20 protein-coding genes are annotated in these 23769 nt (G+C 71.9%); 13 read left to right on the forward strand and 7 right to left on the reverse strand.

All coding sequences use genetic code 11. From position 1 onward, the window contains the following. The first annotated feature begins 37 nt into the window (after window positions 1-37). The 5 genes from VA596_RS10860 to VA596_RS10880 are packed head-to-tail and all read left to right on the forward strand — an operon-like array spanning window position 38 to window position 4055. A complete protein-coding gene (locus tag VA596_RS10860) occupies window positions 38-1009 on the forward strand; it encodes a ParA family protein (protein WP_323325826.1) in 972 nt (323 codons plus the stop codon). Then, entirely contained in the window at window positions 1006-1428 is a 423-nt protein-coding gene (locus tag VA596_RS10865) for a cobyrinic acid a,c-diamide synthase (RefSeq protein ID WP_323325828.1), read from the forward strand. The genes VA596_RS10860 and VA596_RS10865 overlap by 4 nt, the downstream gene beginning before the upstream one ends. Beyond that, window positions 1428-2363, forward strand: coding sequence for a segregation and condensation protein A (locus VA596_RS10870; RefSeq protein ID WP_323325830.1), 936 nt, complete (start codon window positions 1428-1430; stop codon window positions 2361-2363). The genes VA596_RS10865 and VA596_RS10870 overlap by 1 nt, the downstream gene beginning before the upstream one ends. Continuing rightward, entirely contained in the window at window positions 2360-3316 is a 957-nt protein-coding gene (gene scpB / locus VA596_RS10875; RefSeq protein WP_410171873.1) for an SMC-Scp complex subunit ScpB, read from the forward strand. The genes VA596_RS10870 and scpB overlap by 4 nt, the downstream gene beginning before the upstream one ends. Then, window positions 3303-4055 carry a pseudouridine synthase gene (locus tag VA596_RS10880; protein WP_323325832.1) on the forward strand — a complete coding sequence of 251 codons (753 nt, stop codon included), beginning with the start codon at window positions 3303-3305 and terminating at the stop codon, window positions 4053-4055. Before scpB ends, VA596_RS10880 begins: the two co-directional genes overlap by 14 nt. A 57-nt stretch (window positions 4056-4112) precedes the next feature. Here VA596_RS10880 and VA596_RS10885 read toward each other — a convergent pair whose 3' ends face one another. Beyond that, the gene (locus tag VA596_RS10885; protein WP_323325834.1) at window positions 4113-4901 is read right to left on the reverse strand and encodes an SAM-dependent methyltransferase; all 789 of its coding nucleotides are present in this window, start codon (window positions 4899-4901) and stop codon (window positions 4113-4115) included. A gap of 66 nt (window positions 4902-4967) precedes the next feature. Between VA596_RS10885 and VA596_RS10890 the strand changes: the two genes are divergently transcribed. Next, entirely contained in the window at window positions 4968-6830 is a 1863-nt protein-coding gene (locus VA596_RS10890) for a Xaa-Pro dipeptidyl-peptidase (protein ID WP_410171874.1), read from the forward strand. Here the strand turns inward: VA596_RS10890 and VA596_RS10895 are convergent. From VA596_RS10895 to VA596_RS10910, 4 genes are read right to left on the reverse strand one after another with little or no spacing between them, the layout of a single operon-like run. Then, entirely contained in the window at window positions 6827-7555 is a 729-nt protein-coding gene (locus tag VA596_RS10895; RefSeq protein WP_323325836.1) for a hypothetical protein, read from the reverse strand. The genes VA596_RS10890 and VA596_RS10895 overlap by 4 nt on opposite strands. Before the next feature lie 4 nt (window positions 7556-7559). Continuing rightward, window positions 7560-8753 carry a cation:proton antiporter gene (locus VA596_RS10900; protein ID WP_323325838.1) on the reverse strand — a complete coding sequence of 398 codons (1194 nt, stop codon included), beginning with the start codon at window positions 8751-8753 and terminating at the stop codon, window positions 7560-7562. Window positions 8754-8760: 7 nt separating this feature from the next. Beyond that, window positions 8761-9243: a cation:proton antiporter regulatory subunit gene (locus tag VA596_RS10905; protein WP_323325840.1), complete on the reverse strand. Its 483-nt coding sequence runs from the start codon at window positions 9241-9243 to the stop codon at window positions 8761-8763. Between the two features lie 36 nt (window positions 9244-9279). Next, on the reverse strand, window positions 9280-9648 hold the full coding sequence (locus VA596_RS10910; RefSeq protein ID WP_323325842.1) for a DUF4267 domain-containing protein: 369 nt from the start codon (window positions 9646-9648) through the stop codon (window positions 9280-9282). Window positions 9649-9739: 91 nt separating this feature from the next. On the opposite strand from VA596_RS10910, the gene VA596_RS10915 reads away from it, so the two are divergent. The 7 genes from VA596_RS10915 (at window position 9740) to VA596_RS10945 (ending at window position 20064) form a co-directional block, all read left to right on the forward strand. Further along, entirely contained in the window at window positions 9740-10306 is a 567-nt protein-coding gene (locus tag VA596_RS10915; RefSeq protein ID WP_323325844.1) for a TetR/AcrR family transcriptional regulator, read from the forward strand. 91 nt (window positions 10307-10397) lie between these two features. Beyond that, a complete protein-coding gene (cmk, locus tag VA596_RS10920) occupies window positions 10398-11102 on the forward strand; it encodes a (d)CMP kinase (protein ID WP_323327712.1) in 705 nt (234 codons plus the stop codon). Then, on the forward strand, window positions 11099-11758 hold the full coding sequence (locus tag VA596_RS10925; protein WP_323325846.1) for a lysophospholipid acyltransferase family protein: 660 nt from the start codon (window positions 11099-11101) through the stop codon (window positions 11756-11758). The genes cmk and VA596_RS10925 overlap by 4 nt, the downstream gene beginning before the upstream one ends. 16 nt (window positions 11759-11774) lie before the next feature. Beyond that, window positions 11775-13244 (forward strand): ribosome biogenesis GTPase Der, encoded by a 1470-nt coding sequence (der, locus tag VA596_RS10930; RefSeq protein ID WP_323325848.1) that lies wholly within the window; start codon window positions 11775-11777, stop codon window positions 13242-13244. A 366-nt stretch (window positions 13245-13610) separates the two neighbouring features. Continuing rightward, window positions 13611-17555, forward strand: a complete 3945-nt coding sequence (locus tag VA596_RS10935) for a Pls/PosA family non-ribosomal peptide synthetase (protein ID WP_323325850.1) — start codon at window positions 13611-13613, stop codon at window positions 17553-17555. Between the two features lie 107 nt (window positions 17556-17662). Further along, a complete protein-coding gene (locus tag VA596_RS10940) occupies window positions 17663-19078 on the forward strand; it encodes a M1 family metallopeptidase (RefSeq protein WP_323325852.1) in 1416 nt (471 codons plus the stop codon). Window positions 19079-19170: 92 nt separating this feature from the next. Further along, window positions 19171-20064, forward strand: coding sequence for a peptidylprolyl isomerase (locus VA596_RS10945; RefSeq protein ID WP_323325854.1), 894 nt, complete (start codon window positions 19171-19173; stop codon window positions 20062-20064). A gap of 141 nt (window positions 20065-20205) precedes the next feature. Here the strand turns inward: VA596_RS10945 and VA596_RS10950 are convergent, their stop codons facing one another. Then, entirely contained in the window at window positions 20206-21951 is a 1746-nt protein-coding gene (locus VA596_RS10950) for an FAD-dependent oxidoreductase (RefSeq protein ID WP_323325856.1), read from the reverse strand. After that, the gene (locus VA596_RS10955) at window positions 21948-23717 is read right to left on the reverse strand and encodes a maleylacetate reductase and hydroxyquinol 1,2-dioxygenase domain-containing protein (protein ID WP_323325858.1); all 1770 of its coding nucleotides are present in this window, start codon (window positions 23715-23717) and stop codon (window positions 21948-21950) included. Before VA596_RS10955 ends, VA596_RS10950 begins: the two co-directional genes overlap by 4 nt. Between the last annotated feature and the right edge of the window lie 52 nt (window positions 23718-23769).

Raw genomic sequence — 23769 nt, forward strand, 5'->3', positions numbered from 1 at the left:
GCTGCCCCGGACGCCACGGACAAGGAGCCTTCTCGCCATGTCGACACCGAACCAGCCGGCCGTACCGGCCGCGTCCGCCGGGTCGGCCGCGGCGAACCTCCAGCACGTCACGATCGCCACCCCCGTGAACCACGACGGCGACGAACCGAGAGAGCGCAACGGCAAGAAGGTGAAGCTCGAGGGTATCGGGCCGACCGGCCGCCCGATCCGCGAGCACCCCGATCCGGCCCCGCTGGAGCGCCACGGCCCGGCCAAGATCATGGCGATGTGCAACCAGAAGGGTGGCGTCGGCAAGACGACGTCGACCATCAACCTGGGCGCCGCCCTCGCCGAGTACGGCCGCAAGGTGCTGCTCGTCGACTTCGACCCGCAGGGCGCGCTCGCCGTCGGCCTCGGCATCCAGCCGCACGAACTGGACCACACGGTCTACAACGCCATCATGGAGCGGGCCGTCAGCGCCACCGACGTGCTGCTGAAGACCCGCGTCGACGGCGTTGACCTGCTGCCGAGCAACATCGACCTGTCCGCGGCGGAGGTCCAGCTCGTCGCTGAGGTAGGGCGCGAACACACGTTGTTACGGGTCCTTCGTCCGGTCATGAACGACTACGACTATGTTCTTGTCGACTGCCAGCCCTCGCTCGGCCTTCTCACGGTGAACGCGCTGACCGCCGCGGACGGCGTGATCATCCCGTTGGAGTGCGAGTTCTTCAGTCTGCGAGGTGTAGCGCTCCTGATCGACACGATCGAGAAGGTGCAGGAACGCCTCAACCCCAAACTGGACATAGTCGGGATTCTCGCCACCATGTACGACCCGAGAACCCTGCACTCGAAGGAGGTCATGGCTCGCGTGGTGGAGGCATTCGGCGAGACCGTGTTCGACACGGTCATCAACCGCACGGTGCGGTTCCCCGAGACGACGGTCGCGGGTGAGCCGATCACGACCTGGGCCCCCAAGTCGGCCGGCGCGGCGGCGTACCGTCAGCTGGCTCGCGAGGTGATCGCTCGGTGAGCAGGCGCGCCTCCCTGCCCGGAGCGTCGGAACTCTTCCGCATCACCTCCAGCCCCGCTCTCGATCTCCCGCCCCAGACGGCGCCCGCCGAACCGGCCGAAAACGGCAGTGGTAGTGGCAAGGGCAACGGCCGCGCGGAGCAGCAGCTCGCCCGCAGCGGCGACGTGGCCCCGCACGGCTCCGGCCGGACCAAGCACGACGCGAAGATCACCGTCTACGTCTCCGGTGACGAGCTCGTGGCCATGGAGCAGGCCCGGCTGACGCTGCGGGCCAAGCACGAGCTGGTCGTCGACCGCGGCCGGCTGGTCCGCGAGGCCGTCGCGGTGCTGCTGGCCGACTTCGACGCGAACGGCGAAGACTCGGTGCTGGTGCAGAGGTTGCGGGTGGTCGGCTCAGACGGCGGCGAAACCGAGGGCTGATGGACGAGCCGGAACCGGCCTCGGTCGACGCACCGCCGGAGCCGGTCGACCAGGCCCCGGAAGAACAGCCGCACCAGCACGAGACGGTGCACGGCGGCATGGTTCCCGAAGGCCTGGCCAACGAGGAACTGAGCACGTCGAAGTTCAAGGTGCGGCTGGCCAACTTCGAAGGGCCGTTCGACCTGCTGCTGCAGCTGATCTCGCAGCACCAGCTGGACGTCACCGAGGTGGCCCTGCACCGCGTCACCGACGACTTCATCGCCTACACGCGGGCGCTGGGCACCGACTGGAACCTCGACGAGACGACCGAGTTCCTGGTCATCGCGGCGACCCTGCTCGACCTCAAGGCCGCGCGGCTGCTGCCGTCGGCCGAGGTGGAGAACGAGGACGACCTCGCCCTGCTCGAAGCCCGTGACCTGCTGTTCGCGCGGATCCTGCAGTACCGCGCGTACAAGCAGGTGGCGGCGCTGTTCGGCGAGCTGGAGCAGGGCGCGCTGCGGCGGTACCCGCGGTCGGTGGCGCTGGAGGAGCGGTTCGTCGGGCTGCTGCCCGAGGTGATGCTGGGCGTGACGCCGGAGAAGTTCGCCGAGATCGCCGTGGCGGTGTTCAAGCCGAAGCCGCCGCCGACGGTGTCGATCGCCCACATCCACATGGGCCGCGTCTCGGTGCGCGAGCACGCGGCGCTGCTGCGGGTGATGCTGGCCGAGCGCGGCCAGGCGACGTTCGGCGAGCTGGTCGACGACTGCGAGCACACCGTCGAGATCGTGGCGCGGTTCCTGGCCCTGCTGGAGCTCTACCGCGAGGCGACGGTGCAGTTCGAGCAGTCCGAGGCGCTGGCCGAGCTGCACGTGCGCTGGACCGGCGGTTCGAAGGAAGAAGCCTCCGTGGCGGCCGAGAAGGACCTGACCGCCGGAGACGAAGAGGAGTACGGGTGACCCCCGAAGACACCACGCCGCACGAGGAAGCCACTCCGGCCGAGACGGCTGCACCGGGGACCGCTGCGGCCGAGGCCACAGCGCCCGAGACGGCTGCGGCTGAGACGGCTGCGCCGGGGACCGCCTCGCCCGAGGTCGAGGATCCGGAACCGCCCGCGGCCGATGAGCCGGTCGAGGCCGCCGCGGCCGAGCTGGCGTTCGGCGAAGCCCTGTCCGGCGAACCGGTGACCGAGGACGGCCGACCAGAGGAACCGCTGGGGGAGCCGGTGCCCGCGGAAGAGCCGAGCCCGGCACTTTCACGTGAAAGTGACGCTTCCGCGGAAGCGGGCGAAGGCGCGGCCGAGCTGGATCCCGCCGATCCCGAGTCCGACCTGGTCGCCGCCGGGGATGTCGACTCGATGCCCGACATCAGTTCCGACGAGGCGCTCGAAGCCGCGCTCGAGGCGCTGTTGCTGGTCGTCGACTCGCCCGCGAGCGAAGACTCCCTCGCCGAGACGCTGCAGCAACCGCGCGCCCGCATCGTCGTCGCGCTGCGGACGATGGCGCAGAAGTTCACCGACCGCGTCAGCGGGATCGACCTGCGGCGAGTCGGTGAGGGGTGGCGGTTCTACACTAGGGACGTCTATGCCCCGTTCGTGGAGAAGCTCCTGCTGGACGGCCAGCGGTCGAAGCTGACCCGGGCCGCGCTGGAGAGCCTCTCCGTGATCGCGTACCGGCAGCCGGTGACCCGTTCCAGGGTCGCCGCGGTGCGCGGCGTGAACGTGGACGGCGTGATCCGGACGCTGCTCGCGCGCGGCCTCATCGCAGAGATGGGGACCGACCCCGAGACGACCGGGACGCTGTACGTGACGACCGAGCTGTTCCTGGAGCGACTGGGGCTGTCGTCACTGAACGACCTGCCCGCCATCGCTCCGTTGCTACCCGAAGTGGACACCATCGATGACTTCCAGTGAACACCCCGACGGCATCCGGCTGCAGAAGGTGCTGTCGCAGGCCGGGGTCGCGTCCCGGCGTGCGGCGGAGGACCTGATCGTCGCCGGCCGGGTCGAGGTGAACGGCGAGGTCGTCACCGAGCTGGGCCGCCGCGTCAACCCCGACGAGGCGATCATCCACGTCGACGGCACCCGCGTGAACCTGCGCGACGACCTGATCTACCTGGCGCTGAACAAGCCCAAGGGCGTGCACTCGACGATGTCGGACGACCGCGGCCGCCCCTGCGTCGGCGACTACCTCAAGGGCCGTTACGAGGAGACGCCCGGCGTCGTGCACGTCGGACGGCTCGACGAGAACACCGAGGGCCTGCTGCTGCTGACCAACGACGGTGACCTCGGCCACCGGCTGATGCACCCGTCCTACCGGGTGCTCAAGACCTACCTCGCCGAGGTCGACGGCCTGGTGCCGCGCGGGCTCGGCAAGGAGCTGCGCAACGGCTGGGAGCTGCCGGACGGCATCATCAAGGTCGACCAGTTCCGCGTCAAGGACATGCACTCCGGTAAGTCGCTGGTGGAGCTGGTCATCCACGAGGGCAAGAAGCACATCGTGCGCCGCCTGCTCAAGGACACCGGGCACCCGGTCCTCAAGCTGGTCCGTACCGCGGTCGGCGACGTCCAGCTCGGCAACCAGCGCGTCGGCTCGATCCGCCGCCTGACCAAGACCGAGGTCGGCACGCTCTACCGCAACGTCGAGCTCTGACCCGTTTTCCGGGGGTCCGGGTGGCGAAGCCCCCGGCCTGGGGCGAAGCCCCAGTTGTCACAGCACGGCGGTGACGAACCCGTCCGCGGTCTGCTCGTCCTGGCGGCCGTAGCGCTCCGCCAGCGCCGAGCGGGTCACCGTGGCGGGTTCCCAGCCGTGCTCGCGCAGCCACTCCGGGGCCCGTCTGCCGAGGCCGCCCTTCCACAGGCGTGTGACGTGCTCGCCGCCCGAGGTCGCCCTGGCGCGGGCCAGCAGGCCGTCGGTCGTCCCGTGCTCGAACGACACCCGGCTGCCCGGCGCGGACAGCTCGGTCACCGCGGTGAGCATCCGGTCCGCGTCTTCGCGGGAGAGGTAGACGAGCAGGCCTTCGGCCAGCCACGCGGCCGGGACGCGCGCGTCGAACCCGGCGGCGCGCAACGCGGCCGCCCAGTCGTCACGCAGGTCCGCGCCGACGGCGACCCGCTCGCACGACGGTTGCGCGCCCTGCCCGGCGAGCACCCGGTCCTTGAACGCCAGGACCTCGGGCAGGTCGAGTTCGAACAGCCGGGTCCCGGGCGGCCAGGGCAGCCGGAACGCCCGCGCGTCGAGGCCCGCGGCGAGCAGCACCACCTGGGGGCACCCGGCGCCGAGCAGGTAGTCGTCGTAGAAGCGGGTGCGGATCGCGACCTGCGAAGCGAAGACCGGGCCCAGCCCGTCCCGGGTCGCCGGCAGCGCCGAGCGGCCCGCTTGGTAGAACGCGGTGGCGTACGGGTCGTCGAACAGCCGGTCCGGACGGCGGCTTTCCAGGGCTCGCAACGCGGCGACGCCGACGGCGGTGCGGCCGACCGCGGGCAGGGACTCCGTCATGACCGCCAAGCTACCCCCGACTTTCCGCCGTGGCGGGAACGATCTCCGCCTCGTAGCGTGACCCGCATGCGATCCGGTCTGGTGTGCGGAGTCCTCGCGGTGGTCCTGTTCGGCGCGCTCGCCCCGGCGGTGGCCGCGGCGCCCCGGGCAAGCGAACCCGTCTACGACTACACGAAGGCGATCCGCGAGACCGTCTGGGTCGACATCGGCCGGGACGGCGACGGGGACGGTCAGTCCGACCGGGTGGCCGCCGACATCGTGCGGCCGTCCGAACCCGCCGCGGCGGGCACCAAGGTGCCGGTGATCATGGACGCCAGCCCGTACTACTCGTGCTGCGGGCGCGGCAACGAGAGCGAGCTGAAGACGTACGACAGCGCCGGGAAACCGGTGAAGTTCCCGCTGTTCTACGACAACTACTTCGTACCGCGCGGGTACGCGGCGGTGCTCGTGGACCTGGCCGGGACGAACCGCTCGGCCGGGTGCGCGGACGTCGGCGGCGCCTCCGACGTCGGCTCGGCCCGCAAGGTCGTCGACTGGCTCAACGGCCGCGCGACCGGCTACAGCGCGAAGACCGGCGGCAGCGCGGTGAGCGCGGGCTGGAGCACCGGGAACGTCGGCATGATCGGCAAGTCCTACGACGGCACGATCGCCAACGGCGTCGCCGCGACCGGGGTCGCCGGGCTGAAGACCATCGTGCCGATCTCCGCGATCAGCTCCTGGTACGACTATTACCGCTCCGACGGCGCGACTTTCGGCTTCGACCCGGCCGGGCTGGCGCAGACGGTCGAGGCGAACAACAGCGGGCAGAACTGCTCGGCGCAGAACCAGGACCTGGCCACGGGCGCGACGGCCAACGGCGACTACGGGCCGCTCTGGGCCGCGCGGGACTACGTCGCCCAGGCGCGCAACGTCCACGCCAGCGTGCTGGTTTCCCACGGCGTCAACGACCTCAACGTCAAGACGATCAACTTCGGGCAGTGGTGGGACGCGCTGGCCGCGAACCACGTCGAGCGGAAGATCTGGCTCGCGCAGACCGGGCACGTCGACCCGTTCGACTACCGGCGTTCCGACTGGGTCGACCTGCTGCACCGCTGGTTCGACCACTACCTGCTCGGCGTCGACAACGGCGTGCAGAACGGCCCGATGGCCAGTGTCGAGCGGCAGCCGGACCAGTGGGCCGACCAGTCCGCCTACCCGGCCGCGAACGCGATCGCGACGGCCCTGCGCCCGCAGGCCGGTGGCAAGCTCGGCACGGCCGCGGCGTCCGGCACGGCGTCGTTCACCGACAACCCGAACGTCGGCGAGGACACCTGGGTCACGAACCCGGGCAGCGCTGCGCTGACCTACTCGACCGGGACGCTGACGTCGGACCTGCAGGTGTCGGGCACGTCTTCGCTGACGGTCACGGCCACGCCGAGCACGTCGTCGGCGCGGCTTTCGGCGCTGCTGGTGGACCTCGGCCCCGCGACGATCCGCAACTTCGCGGGCAGCGGCGAGGGCATCAAGACGGGCACGACGGAGAACTGCTGGGGCTCGTCGACGACGGGTGACGACGCCTGTTACCGGATCACCTCCGCGGACCCGAAGAAGGTGAACTACACGATCCTCAGCCGCGGCTGGGCCGACCTCGCGAACTACGCTTCCCTTTCGCAGGAACGGGTTCTGACACCGGGCACGGCGTACACGATGACGTTCCGGCTGGCGTCCACGGACCACGTCGTGCCGAAGGGCCACGCGCTGGCGCTGATCATCGGCGGCACGGACGGCAGCTTCATCCGCGGCCCGGCGCGTCCCGGGCGGGTGACGCTCGACCTGGCGAAGACGTCGGCGTCGGTCCCGCTGGCCGGCGTCCTCCCGGCGGCGTCGACCCACCCGAGCCTCGGCGGCGGCGCGTTCGTGCCGTCGGCGGGCCGGGCGGACCTGCACTAGCCCGGGTCGTACTCCCGCGAGAGCACCTCGACGCGGCCGGTGGTGTGGTCGGCCAGCACGGTGTCCAGCCCCATCGTGCCCAGCTCGGCGATCGTCTCGGCGTGCGTCTTCGTGTTCAGGGCGAGCATTCCCACCGGGACGTCCTGGCGTGCGTCGGCGAGGAGCGCCTTCATCAGCCGGTCCGCCGACGCCGACGGCAGGTCCTCGTCGACCGCGATGTGCACCATCAGGTGCTCCGCGCCCGTGGCGAGCCGTCGCGCGTGGGAGACCCACACCGTGCGCACCGCCGGGAACTCCCGGATCCGCTGGACCGCGCCGTCGCGCAGGACCACCGCCGCCGGGTGCCGCGACCAGCCGAGCTTCAGCTGGTCGCCGGCAGCCTGCTGACCACGCTCCTGCAGCGTCTGCCGCAGCAGAGCTGCTGGAACGCGCGCCCAGCCGCCGGTCGAGAACAGCGCCAGGACCTCGACGCCGGTGTCGCGGGCGATGTCCAGCAGCCGCAGGGCGTCACAGCGGACGGCCCCGTCGGCGGAGGGCAGCAGCTCGGCGCGGCAAGCTTCGCTGACGTAGCCGGGCAGCACGGGGTCGCCGTCCTCGCCCTTGAGGAACACCACCGAGCCGTTCGCGTCCACCGGGACGAACACCCCGTGGTCCACGAGCGCGGCGAGGATCTGCTGCCCGTCCCGTTCCTCGCGGTCGAGGACGGCGGCCAAGGTCGCGTTCATCACGTCAGCTTGCCTCGGCGGGAGCGGTCTTCGCAGCCGACTTCCGTTGCAGGGCGCGGGCGACCGGCTCGACGACGCGCGCGGCCGTCGGGCCGAGGATGGCCATCAGCAGGACGTACGCCGTCGCGAGGGCGGCCAGCTCGCCGTCCACCGCGCCCGCCGTCACCGCCAGGCCGGCGATGACGATCGAGAACTCGCCGCGGGCCACCAAGGACGCCCCGGCTCTCGCGCGGCCCATCTTCCCGATGCCCTGGCGGCGCGCGGCCCACCAGCCGGTGGCGACCTTCGTCAGCGTCGTCACGACCGCGAGCACCACGGCCCAGCCGAGCACCGGCGGGATCGACGCCGGGTTGGTGTTGAGGCCGAACACCACGAAGAACACCGCGGCGAACAGGTCCCGCAGCGGCTCGAGCATGTGCGTCGCGTTCTCCGCCGTCGAGCCGGAGATCGCGATGCCCAGCAGGAACGCCCCGACCGCGGCCGACACCTGCAGCGCCGACGCGATCCCGGCCACCAGCAGCGCCGCGCCGAGGACCTTGAGCAGGAACACCTCGCGGTCCGGGCTGTCGACGGCGGCCGAGACGTACCGGCCGAACTTGAGCGCGATCACCAGGACCACGGTGATCACCAGCAGCGAGATCCCGACGGCCTCCATGCCGCCCAGCAGGGAGACCCCGCCCAGCACCGCGGTGAGGATCGGCAGGTAGAGCGCCATCACGAGGTCCTCGAACACGAGGATCGACAGCACCACCGGCGTCTCGCGGTTGCCGAGCCGCCCGAGGTCGCCGAGCACCTTCGCGACGATCCCGGACGACGAGATGTACGTGACGCCCGCCATCACCATCGCGCCGACCGGGCCCCAGCCCAGCAGCAGCGCGACGGCCGCGCCGGGGGCGGCGTTGAGGACGATGTCGAGCAGCCCCGCCGTCCAGGAGCGGCGCAGCCCGGTGAACAGCTCGGCCGCCGAGTACTCGAGGCCGAGCAGCAGGAGCAGGAGCACGACGCCGATCTCGCTGGCGAGGTGCGTGAAGCCGCCGATGTCGGTCAGCGGGATCAGCCCGCCGGAGCCGAAGCAGAGGCCGCCGAGCAGGTAGAGGGGGATGGGGGAGAGGCCGATCTTCCCGGCCAGGCGCCCGAGCGCGCCCAGCACGAAGAAGACCGCCCCCAGTTCGATCAGGGACAGTGCGGTGTGGTCCATGGTGGGCTCAGCCGTACTTCAGGATCTTGACGGCGGCTTCCAAGCCTTCACCGGTGCCGACCGCGACCAGCAGGTCGCCCCCGGTCAGGGTGAAGTCCGGCGTCGGCGAGGGGTGCACCTGGCCGGCCCGCGCCACCGCGACCACCGAAACCCCGGTGCGGGTGCGCATGGCCGTGTCGCCGAGCGTGCGGCCGTCGAACGGGCCGGACGGCTTGATCGGCAGCTGCCGGGTGCTGATCCCGGGCAGGTCCCGGTGCTCCTCGGTCAGCTGCGCGACCAGCTGGGGCGCGCCGAGCAGGTTGGCCAGCGCGCCCGCTTCGTCGGCGGTCAGCGGGATCGAGGCGACGCAGGTGTCGGGATCGTCGGTCTTGGACACGATCAGCTCGATGTGCCCGTCCCGCTGGGTGACGACGCCGATGCGGCGGCCGGTACGGGTGGCGAAGTCCTTGCGGACCCCGATGCCGGGCAGGGGAGTTACTTCGACGTTCACCTAACCACCGTAACCCACGTGTCCGATTCGCGATGTTCAGCCGAGCAGGAGCAGCAGGGACGCGACGACCATCACGGCGGCGGTCAGGCCGTGGACGCCGTACGCGATGGCCTTCTTCCCGCCGTGGCGCAGGACGATCAGCATGTCGAAGACGGGCCAGACGGCCGCGGCGAGGAAGACCCAGCCCAGCGCGTGCGGGTCGCCGTAGAGCACCAGGGCCAGCGGGACCAGCCCGGCGCCGATGTCGCGGCCGCCCTTGACGTTGAGGAAGCTCTCGGCGTTTTCGGGGACCTCGGTGAAACCGAAGCCCGCGGCGATCTTCGCCGGCGCGAAGAGGTAGTTGAGGCCGACGTAGATGATGCCGAGCGAGACGATCGCGACGAGGACGTAGCCGGCGATGACCATGGTGTTCCCTCCAGTTTTCTAGCGTTGCTAGCGATACTAGCAACGCTAACCTAGCGGCGCTAGATTGTCTAGCAGTGCTAGTATCAGCGGCATGACCCAGCGACAGCGCCGTGTGCGCGACCGATCCGAACGCGGGCAGCGGATCGTCTCCGCGGCCAGGGAGCTGGCCGAGGCGGAGGGCTGGGACGCCGTCACCACCCGGCGGCTCGCGGCGCTGATCGAGTACAGCCAGCCGGTGCTCTACAGCCACTTCCCGGGCGGGAAGGACGCGATCATGGCGGCCGCCGCGCTGGAGGGCTTCGCCGAGCTGGCCGAGGTGCTGGCTTCCGCCCGCGAAGGCGGTGTCGCGGGGGTCGCGGGCGCGTACGTCGCCTTCGCCGAGGCCAAGCCCGCGCTCTACGACGCGATGTTCACGCTGGCCTCGGACCTGCCCTTCGCCCAGGACGACACGCCGCCGGTGCTCCAGGAGGCGTTCGCGGGCCTGTACGCGGTGGTCGAGCCGGTGGCCGGCAGGCAGGCGCCGGGCACGCTGACCGAGGTGTTCTGGGGCGCGCTCCACGGCCTGATCACGCTGGACCGCGGCCGCCGGCTCTCCCCGGAGAACCACGCGGAGCGGCTGGCGGTGGTGGTGGCGCGCTTCGGCGCGCGGGGCGACTGATCTCCTCCGCACCCCGACCGGCAGAATGGACACCGGCGGAGGACGAGACGAGAACGCGAGGAGAGTGCCGGTGACGGGAGCCCTACGAGGTGTGGTCGCCCTGGACGGCCCGTCGGGGACCGGGAAGACCACCGTCGCGCGCAAGCTCGCCCAGCGCCTCGGCGCCGGCTACCTCGACACCGGCGCGATGTACCGGATGGTCACCCTCGCCGTGCTGCGCGCGGACGTCGACCCGGCGGACGCCCCGGCCGTTGCGCAGCTCGCCGACCACGCCGACTTCGCCATCGGGACCAGCCCCGACCGGCCCGAGATCCGCCTCGCCGGCCAGGACGTCGCCGCCGACATCCGCGGGCCCGAGGTCACCAAGGCCGTCTCGCCCGTCTCCGCCGTGCCGCACGTGCGTGAGCTGCTGGTCGCCCGGCAGCGGCGGATCATCGACGAGGTGCTCGGCGGCGTCGGCGGCATCGTCGTCGAAGGCCGGGACATCGGCACCGTCGTCGCGCCGGACTCGCCGCTCAAGGTCTACCTGACCGCGTCGGCCGACGTCCGCGCCTCGCGCCGCAGCACCCAGGACTCCGCGGCCGGCCGGAAGTCGTCGGTCGCCGACGCGCTGGCGAGCGTCGAGCGCCGTGACCACCTCGACTCGACCCGCGTGACGTCGCCGCTGCGCGCGGCCGACGACGCGGTCCACGTCGACACCTCGGAACTGTCCATCGACCAGGTGATCGTCGCGCTCAGCGAACTGGCCAGCCACCGCGGCCTGCTGGTGGGGTGCAACGCCGAGGTAGCGCGATGAGCGCTGACGGACTGCCGGAAGGCTCCGTCGGCTGGCTCCACGACGCCGGGCGGCTCGTCGGCCGGTACCATCTGCGGGCGGTCTTCCGGATCCGCGTCCACGGCCGCGAGCGCATGCCCGCCACCGGGCCGGTGCTGGTGGTCGCCAACCACAGCTCGTTCGTCGAGCCGCAGCTGATCTTCGGAATGCTGCCGCGGCGTTCGGCGTTCCTGGTCAAGGCCGAGCTGTTCGCCGGGATCGTCGGGAAGTTCTTCCTGGCGATCGGGCAGATCCCGCTCAAGCGCGGCGCGATCGACCGCAAACCGCTGATGACGGCGGTCGGCGTGCTGAAGGACGGCGGTGTCGTCGGGATCTTCCCGGAGGGCACCCGCGGTGCCGGGGACGTCGGCGCGGCCGAGCGCGGCGCGGCGTGGCTGGTCCGGGCGTCCGGCGCGGTCGTGCTGCCGGTCGCGACCCGCGGGACGCTCAAGCCGTCGAACGGCAAGCGGCGCTGGCGCCCGCGCGTGGACATCCTCGTGGGGGAGCCGTTCTCGCCGAAGGTCGGACCCGGGAAGACCGGGCTCGACCAGGGCACCGAGGAGCTGCGCGGCGAGCTCGCGGCGCTCGTGAAGACTTTGGACGATTGGCGTGCCGAAAACGGTTTCGGTACGCCATAAGGGAAATTGGGTTCTGATGGAAGAGTACGAAGGCGCCGGCGAAGTCGACGGCACTTGGTCGGACGAGACCGAGTTCGCCCGGATCGACGCGCAGATCGACGCGGCCGAAGCGGCCGAGGAGGCCGCGCTCGCGCAGCCGGTGCTCGCCGTGGTCGGCCGGCCGAACGTGGGCAAGTCCACGCTGGTCAACCGCATCATCGGCCGCCGCGAAGCCGTGGTGCAGGACGTGCCGGGCGTCACCCGCGACCGCGTCGCCTACGACGCCTACTGGGGCGGGCGCAAGTTCACCCTGGTCGACACCGGCGGCTGGGAACCGGACGCGACCGGGCTGCAGGCCTCCGTCGCCGCCCAGGCCGAGCTGGCCATGCAGACCGCCGACGCGATCCTGCTGGTGATCGACGCCTCGGTCGGGGCCACGGCCACCGACGAAGCCGCCTCCAAGGTGCTGCGCCGCTCGAAGAAGCCGGTGCTGCTCGTGGCGAACAAGGTCGACGACGACCGGCTGCTCGCGGACACCGCGTCGCTGTGGTCGCTCGGCCTCGGCGAGCCGCACCCGGTCAGCGCGCTGCACGGCCGCAGCTCCGGCGACCTGCTCGACGCCATCCTCAAGACCCTGCCCGAGGCGCCGCGCGAGGGCGTCGCCGCGACGTCGGGCCCGCGGCGCGTCGCGCTGGTCGGCAAGCCGAACGTCGGCAAGTCGAGCCTGCTGAACAAGCTGTCGGGCGAGGAGCGCTCGGTCGTCGACTCGGTCGCCGGCACCACCGTCGACCCGGTCGACTCGCTGGTCGAGCTGGACGGCGAGACCTGGCGGTTCGTCGACACGGCCGGCCTGCGCAAGCGCGTCAACTTCGCCGCGGGCGCCGAGTACTACGCCTCGCTGCGCACCAAGACCGCGATCGACGCGGCCGAGGTCGCGGTCGTGCTGCTGGACGCGGCCGAGCCGCTGTCCGAGCAGGACCTGCGGGTGCTGACCATGGTCGTCGAGGCCGGGCGCGCGTGCGTGCTCGTGTTCAACAAGTGGGACCTGGTCGACGAGGACCGCCGGCACGCCATGGTCCGCGAGCTGGACCGCGGCCTGGTCCGCGTCCCGTGGGCGGAGAAGGTCAACGTCTCCGCGCTGACCGGCCGTTCGGTGCGCAAGATCGCCCCGGCGCTGCGGACGGCGCTCGCGTCGTGGGACAAGCGGGTGCCGACCGGCCAGCTCAACTCGTGGCTGTCCGACCTGATCGCGGCCACCCCGCCGCCGGTCCGCGGCGGCAAGCAGCCGAAGGTGCTGTTCGCGACGCAGGCCGGCATCCGGCCGCCGACGCTGGTGCTGTTCACCACCGGCTTCCTCGAGGCGGGCTACCGCCGGTTCATCGAGCGCCGGTTCCGCGAGCAGTTCGGCTTCGAAGGCAGCCCCGTCCGGGTGAATGTGCGCGTCCGGGAAAAGAGCGCAAAGCCGAAAGCGGGCGGAAAAGCGGCCCGTCCCGCCAAATCCCGGTGATTTCCTCCCCCGTTCCGGGGAACGCCCGGGACTGAATGGACGACACGCGTGATGCGGACGCCGACACGCGTGATTACGGGGACGACACGGAGAATCACCGGCCCAACGCCGTGTCGACCCTGCAATCACGCGTGTCGACCCCTCCGTCACGCGGGTTCGTCCGGAGCGTGAGGTCCGACACTCCGCCGTGACCCACGAGATACCTTTCGTTCATCTTCGGTTACAGTGGAGGGTCGTTGCGGGCGCCTCATTCCGGAGAGCAAGCCCGATAGAGGCTCGCGGAAGGTGAGTGATGGGCTTGTCCGCCCATAGTTCAGTCCTGCACGTCTGCATCACGCTCGAAGTCACGGCCGAGGTGACCGGGCGATGACCGTCACGATCGAGCCGGCCGAAACGGCGGCCGAGACGACCGCGCCGCTGCCCTGCGTCGCCGAGGTGACCCACGCGCCGTCGACGGCCCCCGTCGCCGACCGCGCCCTGTTCTGGTCCGGCCTCGGCGCGAGCGAGCGCACCCTGCTCGACATCCTGGCCGCCACGGCCGAGCGCCACCCCAACGCCGCCGCGATCGACGACGGCACCACCACCCTGACCTACCGCCGGCTCCTCGAAGAGATCGACGCCTACGGCCGCCGCCTGCGCGGCTACGGCGTCGGTGTCGGCGACCGGGTCGGCATCCGGATCTCCTCCGGCACCGCCGAGCTGTACGTCGCGATCCTCGCCACCCTGTCCGTCGGCGCCGCCTACGTGCCGGTCGACGCGGACGACCCGGACGAGCGCGCCGAGCTGGTCTTCGAAGAGGCCCAGGTGGCCGCCGTCGCCACCGACGGCAAGATCAACGTCCACAGCACGCCCGGCGGCCGTGAGGGCACCCCCGGCCCGGCCGACGACGCCTGGATCATCTTCACCTCCGGTTCCACCGGCAAGCCCAAGGGCGTCGCGGTCACGCACGCCTCCGCCGCCGCGTTCGTCGACGCCGAGGCCCGGCTGTTCCTCACCGAGGAGCCGATCGGCCCCGGCGACCGCGTGCTGGCCGGGCTGAGCGTCGCCTTCGACGCCTCCTGCGAAGAGATGTGGCTGGCCTGGCGCCACGGCGCCTGCCTGGTCCCGGCGCCCCGCGCGCTGGTCCGCACCGGCGTCGACCTCGGCCCCTGGCTGGTCGCGCAGCAGATCACCGTCGTCTCGACCGTGCCGACGCTGGCCGCCCTGTGGCCCGCCGACGCCCTGGAAGACGTCCGCCTGCTCATCTTCGGCGGCGAAGCCTGCCCGCCGGAGCTGGCCGAGCGCGTCGCCGTCGAAGGTCGCGAGGTCTGGAACACCTACGGCCCCACCGAAGCCACCGTCGTCGCCTGCGCCGCGCAGCTGACCGGCGAGGGCCCGGTCCGCATCGGCCTGCCGCTGGCGGGCTGGCAGCTGGCCGTCGTCAACGACGAGGGACAGCCGGTCGCCATGGGCGAAACCGGTGAGCTCGTCATCGGCGGTGCCGGCCTGGCCCGCTACCTCGACGCCGAGAAGGACGCCGAGAAGTTCGCGGCCCTGCCGTCGCTGGGCTGGCAGCGCGCCTACCGCTCCGGCGACATGGTCCGCGCCGAAGCCGAGGGCCTGCTGTTCCTCGGCCGGCTCGACGAGCAGGTCAAGCTCGGCGGCCGCCGCATCGAGCTGGGCGAGGTCGACGCCGCGCTGCAGGCCCTGCCGGGCGTGCAGGGCGCGGCCGCCGCGATCCGCCGCACCAAGGCGGGCAACCAGGTTCTCGTCGGGTACGTCGTCCCGGCTGCCGGAGTGTCGTTCGACCACGAGCAGGCCGCGACCCGGCTGCGCGAGCACCTGCCCGCCGCGCTGGTGCCGCTGCTCGCCGTCGTCGAAGACCTGCCCACCCGCACCTCCGGCAAGGTCGACCGCAACTCCCTCCCGTGGCCGCTGTCCACTGTGGACGCCGCCGCGGCCGGGCTGTCGCCGACCCAGGCGTGGCTCGCCGAAGGCTGGGCCGAGATCCTCGGCGTGTCGGTCGACGACCCGAAGGCCGACTTCTTCACCCACGGCGGCGGCAGCCTGACCGCCGCCCAGGTCGTCGCGCGGATCCGCACCCGGCACCCGCAGGTGTCGGTCGCCGACATCTACGCCTACCCGAAGCTGGGCGCGCTGGCCGCCATGCTGGACGCGCTGAGTGGCCAGGCCACCGAACGCCGGGACATCCAGCCGACCCGGCGCCGCGCCGGCGTGATCCAGACGCTGCTGATGGTTCCCCTGATGGGGCTCGTCGGCCTGCGCTGGGCGACGCTCGCCGCCGCGCTGTCGAACATCCTGTCGCTGCTCGGGGTCGCCTGGGCGCCGACGCTGCACTGGGCCTGGATCGGCCTGGCCTGGGTCGTGCTGTTCAGCCCGGCCGGCCGCATCGCGATCGCCGCGGGCGGCGCCCGCGTGCTGCTCTCCGGCGTGCGCCCCGGCACCTACCCGCGGGGTGGCAGCGTCCACCTGCGCCTGTGGACGGCCGAAAAGCTCGCGGAGTTCTCCGGCGCGGACAGCGTCGCCGGCGCGTCCTGGATGACGACCTACGCCAAGGCGCTCGGCGCCCGCATCGCCAAAGACGTCGACCTGCACTCGCCGCCGCCGGTCACCGGGTTCCTCAAGCTGGGCCGCGGTGCCGCCGTCGAGCCCGAGGTCGACCTGACCGGGCACTGGGTCGACGGCGACCTGGTGCACATCGGCAAGGTCCGCATCGGCGCGGAGGCCCGGATCGGCGCGCGCAGCACGCTGTTCCCCGGCGTCCGCATCGGCAAGGGCGCGGAGATCGCGGCCGGGTCGACCGTCCGCGGCGTGGTCAAGGCCGGCCAGCACTTCGCCGGTTCGCCCGCCGCCCCCGTCGGCAAGGACGGCAAGGACGCGAAGGACGCGCTGAAGTGGCCGTCGAGCCGCCCGCCGCGCTCGCACTTCTGGGCCGCGGTCTACGGCATCACCTCGGTGATCCTCGGCTTCCTGCCGGGACTGGCCGCGCTCCCCGGCGTGGCCGTGCTCGGCTACGCCATCGCCGGCGCGCCGACGCTGCTCGCCGCGTTCACCCAGGCGCTGCTCTTCGTGCCGGTCGCGACCGCCGCGTACTTCCTGGCCTACATGCTGCTCGTGCTCGCCGGCGTCCGGTGCCTGAGCATCGGCATGGTCGAGGGTTACCACCCGGTGCACGGCCGCGTCGCGTGGCAGGTCTGGGCCACCGAGCGGCTGATGAGCATGGCCCGCGAAGGCCTGTTCCCGTTGTACGCCAGCCTGTTCACACCGGTGTGGCTGCGGCTGCTCGGTGCGAAGGTCGGCCGCAACGTCGAGGCGTCGACCGTGCTCGCGCTGCCGAAGATGACCAAGGTCGACAGCGGCGCGTTCCTGGCCGACGACACGATGGTCGCCACCTACGAGCTCGGCCACGGCTGGCTGCACGTCGCCCCGGCCCGGATCGGCAAGCAGGCCTTCCTCGGCAACTCGGGGATGACCGCGCCCGGCCGTTCGGTGCCCAAGCGCGGCCTCGTCGGTGTGCTGTCCTCGACGCCGTTGAAGGCGAAGAAGGGCTCGTCGTACCTGGGCATGCCGCCGCTGCCGGTGCGCCGCGCGATCGGCGACGCCGACACGAGCCGCACCTACACCCCGGCGCTGCACCTCAAGGCGGCGCGGGCGCTGGTCGAGCTGTGCCGGATCGTCCCGGTCATGTGCGGGGTCGCGCTGACCGTCTCGGTCGCGTTCGGGCTGCTGTGGGCCGCGTCGGTGTTCGGCTTCGGTGTCGCCGTGCTGCTGGCCGGGCCCGCTCTGCTGGCCGCCGGGATCGTCGCGGCGCTGACCGCGACCGTGATGAAGTGGCTGCTGGTCGGCAAGTTCCGCGAGGTCGACCACCCGCTGTGGAGCTCCTTCGTGTGGCGAAACGAGCTGGCCGACACCTTCGTCGAAGCGCTCGCGGTGCCGTGGCTGATCGGCTCGATCGGCGGCACCCCGCTGCTCACGGCCTGGCTGCGCACGATGGGCGTCAAGATCGGCCGCGGTGTGTGGCTGGAGACGTACTGGCTGCCGGAGTCCGACCTCGTCGAGCTCGGTGACGGCGCGACGATCAACCGCGGCTGCGTCGTGCAGACGCACCTGTTCCACGACCGGATCATGAGCATGTCGCGGGTGACCCTCGGCGAGGGCGCGACCCTCGGCCCGCACGGGATCGTGCTGCCGGGCGCCGGGATCGGCGCGCGCACCACGGTCGGCCCGGGGTCCCTGGTGACCCGCGGCGACGAGGTGCCGGCCGACACCCGCTGGCTCGGCAACCCGATCTCCGCGTGGACGGGTAAGTAGAAGGTCACGAAGTACCCACCCGGCTCGCACGGAATCACCCCTCCGTGCGAGCCTGGTTTATGACGTAGGCATTTGGTGAAGCAGGTACGAGGAAAGGTTCGCGACGGGTGATTTCGAAGGCCCCCGCCCCCGCACCCGGCGCGGACACCTCCGGCGACTCCTACCTCCCCGCGCACGGCAACGGCGGCTACCGGGTCAAGCACTACGACCTGACCCTCGACTACAAGGTCGCCCCGAACCGGCTGTCGGCCTCGGCGGTGATCACCGCCGAGGCGACGCAGGCGCTGTCGCGCCTCACCCTCGACTTCGGCGAGTTCCGGATCAACCGCGTGCTCGTCGACGGCAAGCCCGCGAAGTACCTCAAGCGCGTCCGGAAGCTTCAGGTCAAGCCGCAGAAGTCGATCGCCGCCGGCAGCGCGTTCGTCGTCGAGATCAGCTACGTCGGCAACCCGCGCCCGGTGGGGAGCCGCTGGGGTGACGTCGGCTGGGACGAGCTGACCGACGGCGCGCTCGTGGCGAGCCAGCCGGTCGGCGCGCCGTCGTGGTTCCCGTGCAACGACCACCCGTCCGACAAGGCGACCTACCGGGTCGCCGTGACGACGGCGTCGCCGTACCTGGTCGCCGTCACCGGGGACCTGGTCGACCGCTACACCTCGGCCAGCACCACGAAGTGGATCTTCGAACGGCGCGAGCCGACGGCGACCTACCTGATGAGCGTGCAGGTCGGCCGGTACGACGACATCGACCTGACCGGAGGGGGCTGGCTCGCCCGCGTGGGCGCGGCCGCGCGCCGGCTGAGTGTCGACTTCGGCCGCGAGAGCGGGCAGGTGGAGTCGGTCTTCGCGACCGTGCCGCAGCGCGCCGCCGTCCCGCCCCGGCTGCGCCGGCTGTTCGAGCGCGACTTCGGCCGGCAGGGCCGGATGATGGAGGTCCTGCAGCGGCTGTTCGGCCCGTACCCCTTCGGTGAGTACGTGATCATCGTGGCCGACGACGACCTCGACGACCCGATCGAGGCGCAGGGCATGTCGATCTTCGGCGCCAACCACGTCGACGGCCGCCGCACGTACGAGCGGCTCGTGGTGCACGAGCTGGCGCACCAGTGGTTCGGCAACAGCCTGACGGTGGCCGACTGGCGCCACATCTGGCTGAACGAGGGCTTCGCGACCTACGCCGAGTGGCTGTGGTCGGAGGAGTCGGGCGGCGAGTCCGCGCAGTCGCTGGCCCGCACCTGGCACACCCGCATGAAGGCCAGGCCCGCGGACGTCCGGATCGCCGACCCCGGCGTGGCGCGGATGTTCGACGAGCGCGTCTACAAGCGCGGCGCGCTGACCCTGCACGCGCTGCGGGCGGAGATCGGCGACCCGGCGTTCTTCGCGCTGCTGAAGGCGTGGACGACCGACCACCGGCACGGGCTCGTCACGACCGACGGGTTCGTCGCGATGGCGGAGGCGTACGCGGCCCGTTCGCTGGGCGCGTTCTTCACGCGCTGGCTGGACACCCCGGCGTTGCCGCCGCTGCCCTAGGTTTCGCGGACGGCCGGGGGAGTTCCCTTGCCCGTTCCCGCCCGGACGGCGTGGTCTTCCCGGCAGAATGGGGCTCGACGAGGGGAGCGCCGATGCGCGAGCAGGGGGACGGCCGGCCGCCTTACGGGTATCCGCAGTGGCAGCCGCCGGTGCCGCCGAAGAAGACGTCGCCGGCCGCCGTCGTGCTGATCACCGGCTCGGCCGTCGTGGTCGTCGTGATGGCCTTCGCGTTCCTGGCCTGGGGTTATCCCGGCTTCCTGCGTGAGCCGGAGGCGAAGTCGGAGATCGGGATCTGGCCCGCCCCGTCGGCGACGCTCGTGTCCCCGGTCCCGACGACGACCACGCCCGCGCCGCCGCCGTCGTCGCCGGGTGGCCGGGCCGAGCTGCCGAAGCGGACGACGCCGCTCGCCGACCCGATCACGTGCGCGTTCACACCCGCCCCCGGCGCACCCGCGCCGAAGAAGGCCACCCCGCCGCCGGACGGCCCGGCGCCGTCGTCGGGCACCGTCCCGGCACTGCTCGCGACCAGCGCGGGCGCGATCGGGCTGACGCTGGACCGCGCGCTGGCGCCGTGCACGGTGGTGAACTTCCTGAGCCTGGCCCGGCAAGGGTTCTACGACGGCATCGCGTGCCACCGGCTCTCGGTGGCGGACGGGCTGCGGATGCTGCAGTGCGGCGACCCGGCCGGCGACGGCACCGGCGGCCCGGGCTACACTATCAAGGACGAGACGTTCCCGGAGCTGACGTACGGCCGCGGCGTCCTCGCGATGGCCAAGACGGCCGAACCCGACTCGGGCGGCTCCCAGTTCTTCCTGGTCTTCGGCGAAACCCGGATCCCGCCGGAGTACACGGTGTTCGGCAGCATCGACGACGCCGGCCTCGCGGTGCTGGACAAGGTCGCCGCCGCCGGCGTCGACCCGTCCAAGCCCGGCATCGGCGACGGCAGCGGCCCCCCGAAGACCCCGGTCACCATCACCACCCCGTAACCCGCGTGATCGAGCAGGCATCACGCGTGACTGGAGGGGCATCATTCGTGATTGAGCGGGCATCACTCGTGATTGAAGGGGCATCGGGTGTGATGCCTCTCCAATCACGCGTGATGCCCCTCGGATCACGCGTGATGCCCGTTAAGGGCGGTTGAGCAGGTCGCGGAGGGCGGTGAGGAGGGTGGGGGTTGCGGTGGGGGAGGTGGTGCGGCGGCGCCAGGCGATGTAGCCGTCCGGGCGGACCAGGAGGCAGCCGTCTTCGGTGATGCCGCTGAGGCGGGACCAGTCGCCGTAGGCGTCGCGCAGGTCGGGGGCGCCGATGAGGACCGCTCGCAGGTCCAGGCCGAGCTCCGCGCCCGCCTTGGCCGCGGCGTCGCGCCAGGCGGTGCCGGTCAGGCCGGTCAGCACCGTCCAGCGGCCGCCGCCGACGACGTCCAAAGTGGACACCCGGCGGCCGTGCGGGCCGACCAGCCATGCGTGCGGCAGCTTCGCGCCCGGTTCGGTGCCGGGCCGGTGGAACAGCTCGGGATCGCGCTCGGGCGAAGGGGCGGCGACGCCGTCGGGCAGCACCGCGCCGGAGACGTACCGCTGGTCCATCTCGACGCCGTGCGCGTTGAACTCGTAGTGCTTCAGCTCGATCGCCTTCTCCAGCTCACGCCGTTTCAGCGCGCCCTCGGGCGTCGGCGCGAGGCAGGTTTCGAGGCCCGCCGTGATGCCGTCGGAGTCGGTGTCGCCGGAGATGCCGAGCGCGGTGAAGATCGGCCCGAACTGGTCGCGGCTGAGGTTCGCCCGGTCGACGATCTGCTTGCCGACCGGCGCGCGTTCGGCGGTGTAGCTGTCCAGCAGGCTTTCGCCCGCTTCGCCGCGCAGCACCATCGCGAGCTTCCACGCCAGGTTGTACGAGTCCTGGATGGACGTGTTCGAGCCGAGCCCGTTGGACGGCGGGTGCCGGTGCACGGCGTCCCCGGCGCAGAACACCCGGCCGCTGCGGTACTCCGTCGCGTAGTTGTGGTTGACCGTCCACAGGGACGTCGAGGTGATTTCGACGTCGAGGCCCGGGTCGCCGACGAGGTCGCGCACCAGCCGCGTCGCCTCTTCGACGTCGACCTCCGGCGGTGCCTGCTCGATGTCGTAGCCCCAGGTCAGCAGCCACTCGTTCCACGGCCGCACCATCCGGACCAGGCCCATCCCGATCCCGCCGAGGTGCGCGCCCGGCCGCATCACCCAGTACAGCACGCTCGGCCGGTGGGCCACGTACGGCGCGAGGTCGGCGGTGAACGTGATGTTCATGCTGCCCGCCTTGCCCGTCTGCCCGGCGATCGGCAGGCCGGCCTGCTCGGCGACGCGGCTGCGGGCGCCGTCCGCGCCGATCAGGTACTTGGCCCGCAACGAAAACTCGTCACCCCGGACGCGGTCGAGGAACCGCGCGGTGACGCCGTCTTCGTCCTGGGTGAAGTCGAGGAACTCGGTGTCCAGCCGCAGTTTCGCGCCGCGCGCGGCGGCCTCGCTCGCCAGGATCGGCTCGAGGTAGGTCTGCGGCAGGTCGATCATGTGGCACGGGCTCGCGGCGCCGTATTCGGACGCCGATCCGGCACCGGTGCCCCAGCTGGCGATCCGGCCGATCTCCGGCCCGGTCAGCGACGTGCACAGCACGGTGTCGCCCATCAGGTCCGGCGGCGTGCCGACGGCGAGGGCCTTGTCCTCGACGCCGAGGTCGCGGAAGACCTCCATGGTCCGCTGGTTGGTGATGTGCGCGCGGGGCGTGTTGGCCATCCAGCCGTACTTCGTCGCGAGCACGGTGGGGACGCCGTAGGTGGCGAGCAGCAGCGCCGCCGAACCACCCGCGGGGCCGCTGCCGATCACTATGACGTCGGTGTCGTGGGTCATGCGCTGCTCCCTGAGATGCGGAACGTGAACTCGAGCCGCCGCCCGGTTTCGCCGGGCCGCTCGGTGAAGTCGACGATCAGGCCGTCCTTGACGCCGAACACGGTGTCGGAGTCGAGGTACTCGCCCCCGGCGACGAACAGCTGGGTGATCAGGGTGCGGTAGCCGGGCTTGGCGATCATGAAGTGCACGTGCGGGGCCCGGTAGGGGTGCCGCCCGGCGGTTTCGAGCATGTGCCCGACCGGGCCGTCGGCGGGGATCGGGTACGCGCTCGGCACGATCGTCCGAAACCGCAGCCGCCCGCCGTCGTCGGTGCGGAAGCGGGCCCGCAGCACCGGGCCGTCGACGTCCGGTAGCTGGACGTCGTAGAAGCCGTCCTCATTGGACTGCCAGACGTCGACGACCGCGTCCGGGACCGGGTTTCCCTCGGTGTCGGCCACGGCGACGTCCGTCCACAGTGGAGTGCCGGGCAGGCCGTCGGCCAGGTCGGCGCCCTGGGGCGTCTCCGGCGGTCCTTCGACGTAGAACGGGCCCAGCACGGCCGACGGCGTGGTGTCCGGCGTGCGCGAGTTCGTCAGGACGTCGACGACGCTCGACACGCCGAGCGTGTCCGACAGCAGGATGAACTCCTGGCGCGTGTCGCTGGAGATCTGCCCGGTGCGGGTCAGGAACCCGATCGCGTACTCCCACTCCTCCTGCGTGAGGTCGGTGCGGATCGCGTACCCGTGCAGCGTTTCGACGAGGTCGGTGAGCAGCTCGCGGACGCGGTCCGGCGCGCCCGCGAAGCTCTCGACGACCTGCCTCGTGAGCGCCTTCAGACTGGGCGGGGCGGTCGGCCGGGTGCCGTTCACCGCCTGGCGCAGCAACTCCGCCTCCGGCTCGCCGGCGATGTCGTCCTCGGTGAGCCCGAGTTCGGCCAGCGAGTGCGGGATCGGGAGGGACGCCGTCAGCTCGAAGACGTCGTTCGCGTCGGCCACCCCCAGGTGGGCCATGACGTAGGGGAGGAGGACGGCGTGGGTTTCGGCGTGCGGCAGCCCGAACTTGCCGCCGAGGTGGTGGCACAGCTGGTGGTGCAGGCCCATGGAAACGCTGTCGAGGCACGAGCCCGCCAGCCATGCGCCGCGCAGCGCGGCGGCGCGGGCGTCCACATCGGACGGATCGGCCACGATCCGCGGGAGGGCGTCCGTGAGCAGCCGGATCGCCTCCGCGGCGAGCAGGTCGGTCATCGGGTTGGCGTCCGGGGCGTACCGCGCTTCGACGGCGTGGGCGAGCGCGTTGACCCCGCTGGCGGCCGAGACGGCCACGGGCAGCGAGAGGGTCAGGTCGACGTCGTAGAGCACGACCTCGGGGCGCACCTTCGGCGACCGCTGCGTGGTCTTGCGGCCGTCGGCCGTCTCGCCGAGGACGCTCGTGAGTTCGGAACCGGCGTACGTCGTCGGGACGATCAGCTGCGGCAGATCGGTGCGCAGCGCGAGCGCCTTGGCCAGCCCGGTGGCCGAGCCGCCGCCGACCGCGACGACGCCGTCGACGTCGTGCTCGGCGACGAGCTTCAGCGCGCGCTCGGTGACGTCGACCGGCGTGTGCATCGCCGCGTCCTCGAACCGCGCGGCCAGCCGCGGGCCGAGGAGCCGCGCGGCCCGGTCGCCGTACCGGGGGCCGGCGACGAGCAGGACGCGCCCGAGTCCCAGCCGGTCGGCTTCGTCGCCGACGTCGTGGAGGGAGCCGAACACCACCCGCACGGGGTTCGCGGCGTAGCTGAACGAGGTCATGGGACGCAGTATCAGCGGCCGGGCGGCGGCGGGTCCTGCACGTTCGTGCTCC

It is taken from the genome of Amycolatopsis heterodermiae (assembly GCF_034929455.1).
GTDB lineage: Bacteria > Actinomycetota > Actinomycetes > Mycobacteriales > Pseudonocardiaceae > Amycolatopsis > Amycolatopsis heterodermiae.

What these genes read in the sequence shown, in the direction of transcription:
- VA596_RS10860 (WP_323325826.1), top strand. Translation starts at nt 38, where the DNA reads ATGTCGACACCGAACCAGCCGGCCGTACCGGCCGCGTCCGCCGGGTCG.
- VA596_RS10870 (WP_323325830.1), top strand. Translation starts at nt 1,428, where the DNA reads ATGGACGAGCCGGAACCGGCCTCGGTCGACGCACCGCCGGAGCCGGTC.
- VA596_RS10880 (WP_323325832.1), top strand. Translation starts at nt 3,303, where the DNA reads ATGACTTCCAGTGAACACCCCGACGGCATCCGGCTGCAGAAGGTGCTG.
- VA596_RS10885 (WP_323325834.1), bottom strand. Translation starts at nt 4,901, where the DNA reads ATGACGGAGTCCCTGCCCGCGGTCGGCCGCACCGCCGTCGGCGTCGCC.
- VA596_RS10890 (WP_410171874.1), top strand. Translation starts at nt 4,968, where the DNA reads ATGCGATCCGGTCTGGTGTGCGGAGTCCTCGCGGTGGTCCTGTTCGGC.
- VA596_RS10895 (WP_323325836.1), bottom strand. Translation starts at nt 7,555, where the DNA reads ATGAACGCGACCTTGGCCGCCGTCCTCGACCGCGAGGAACGGGACGGG.
- VA596_RS10900 (WP_323325838.1), bottom strand. Translation starts at nt 8,753, where the DNA reads ATGGACCACACCGCACTGTCCCTGATCGAACTGGGGGCGGTCTTCTTC.
- VA596_RS10910 (WP_323325842.1), bottom strand. Translation starts at nt 9,648, where the DNA reads ATGGTCATCGCCGGCTACGTCCTCGTCGCGATCGTCTCGCTCGGCATC.
- VA596_RS10915 (WP_323325844.1), top strand. Translation starts at nt 9,740, where the DNA reads ATGACCCAGCGACAGCGCCGTGTGCGCGACCGATCCGAACGCGGGCAG.
- VA596_RS10925 (WP_323325846.1), top strand. Translation starts at nt 11,099, where the DNA reads ATGAGCGCTGACGGACTGCCGGAAGGCTCCGTCGGCTGGCTCCACGAC.
- der (WP_323325848.1), top strand. Translation starts at nt 11,775, where the DNA reads ATGGAAGAGTACGAAGGCGCCGGCGAAGTCGACGGCACTTGGTCGGAC.
- VA596_RS10935 (WP_323325850.1), top strand. Translation starts at nt 13,611, where the DNA reads ATGACCGTCACGATCGAGCCGGCCGAAACGGCGGCCGAGACGACCGCG.
- VA596_RS10945 (WP_323325854.1), top strand. Translation starts at nt 19,171, where the DNA reads ATGCGCGAGCAGGGGGACGGCCGGCCGCCTTACGGGTATCCGCAGTGG.
- VA596_RS10950 (WP_323325856.1), bottom strand. Translation starts at nt 21,951, where the DNA reads ATGACCCACGACACCGACGTCATAGTGATCGGCAGCGGCCCCGCGGGT.
- VA596_RS10955 (WP_323325858.1), bottom strand. Translation starts at nt 23,717, where the DNA reads ATGACCTCGTTCAGCTACGCCGCGAACCCCGTGCGGGTGGTGTTCGGC.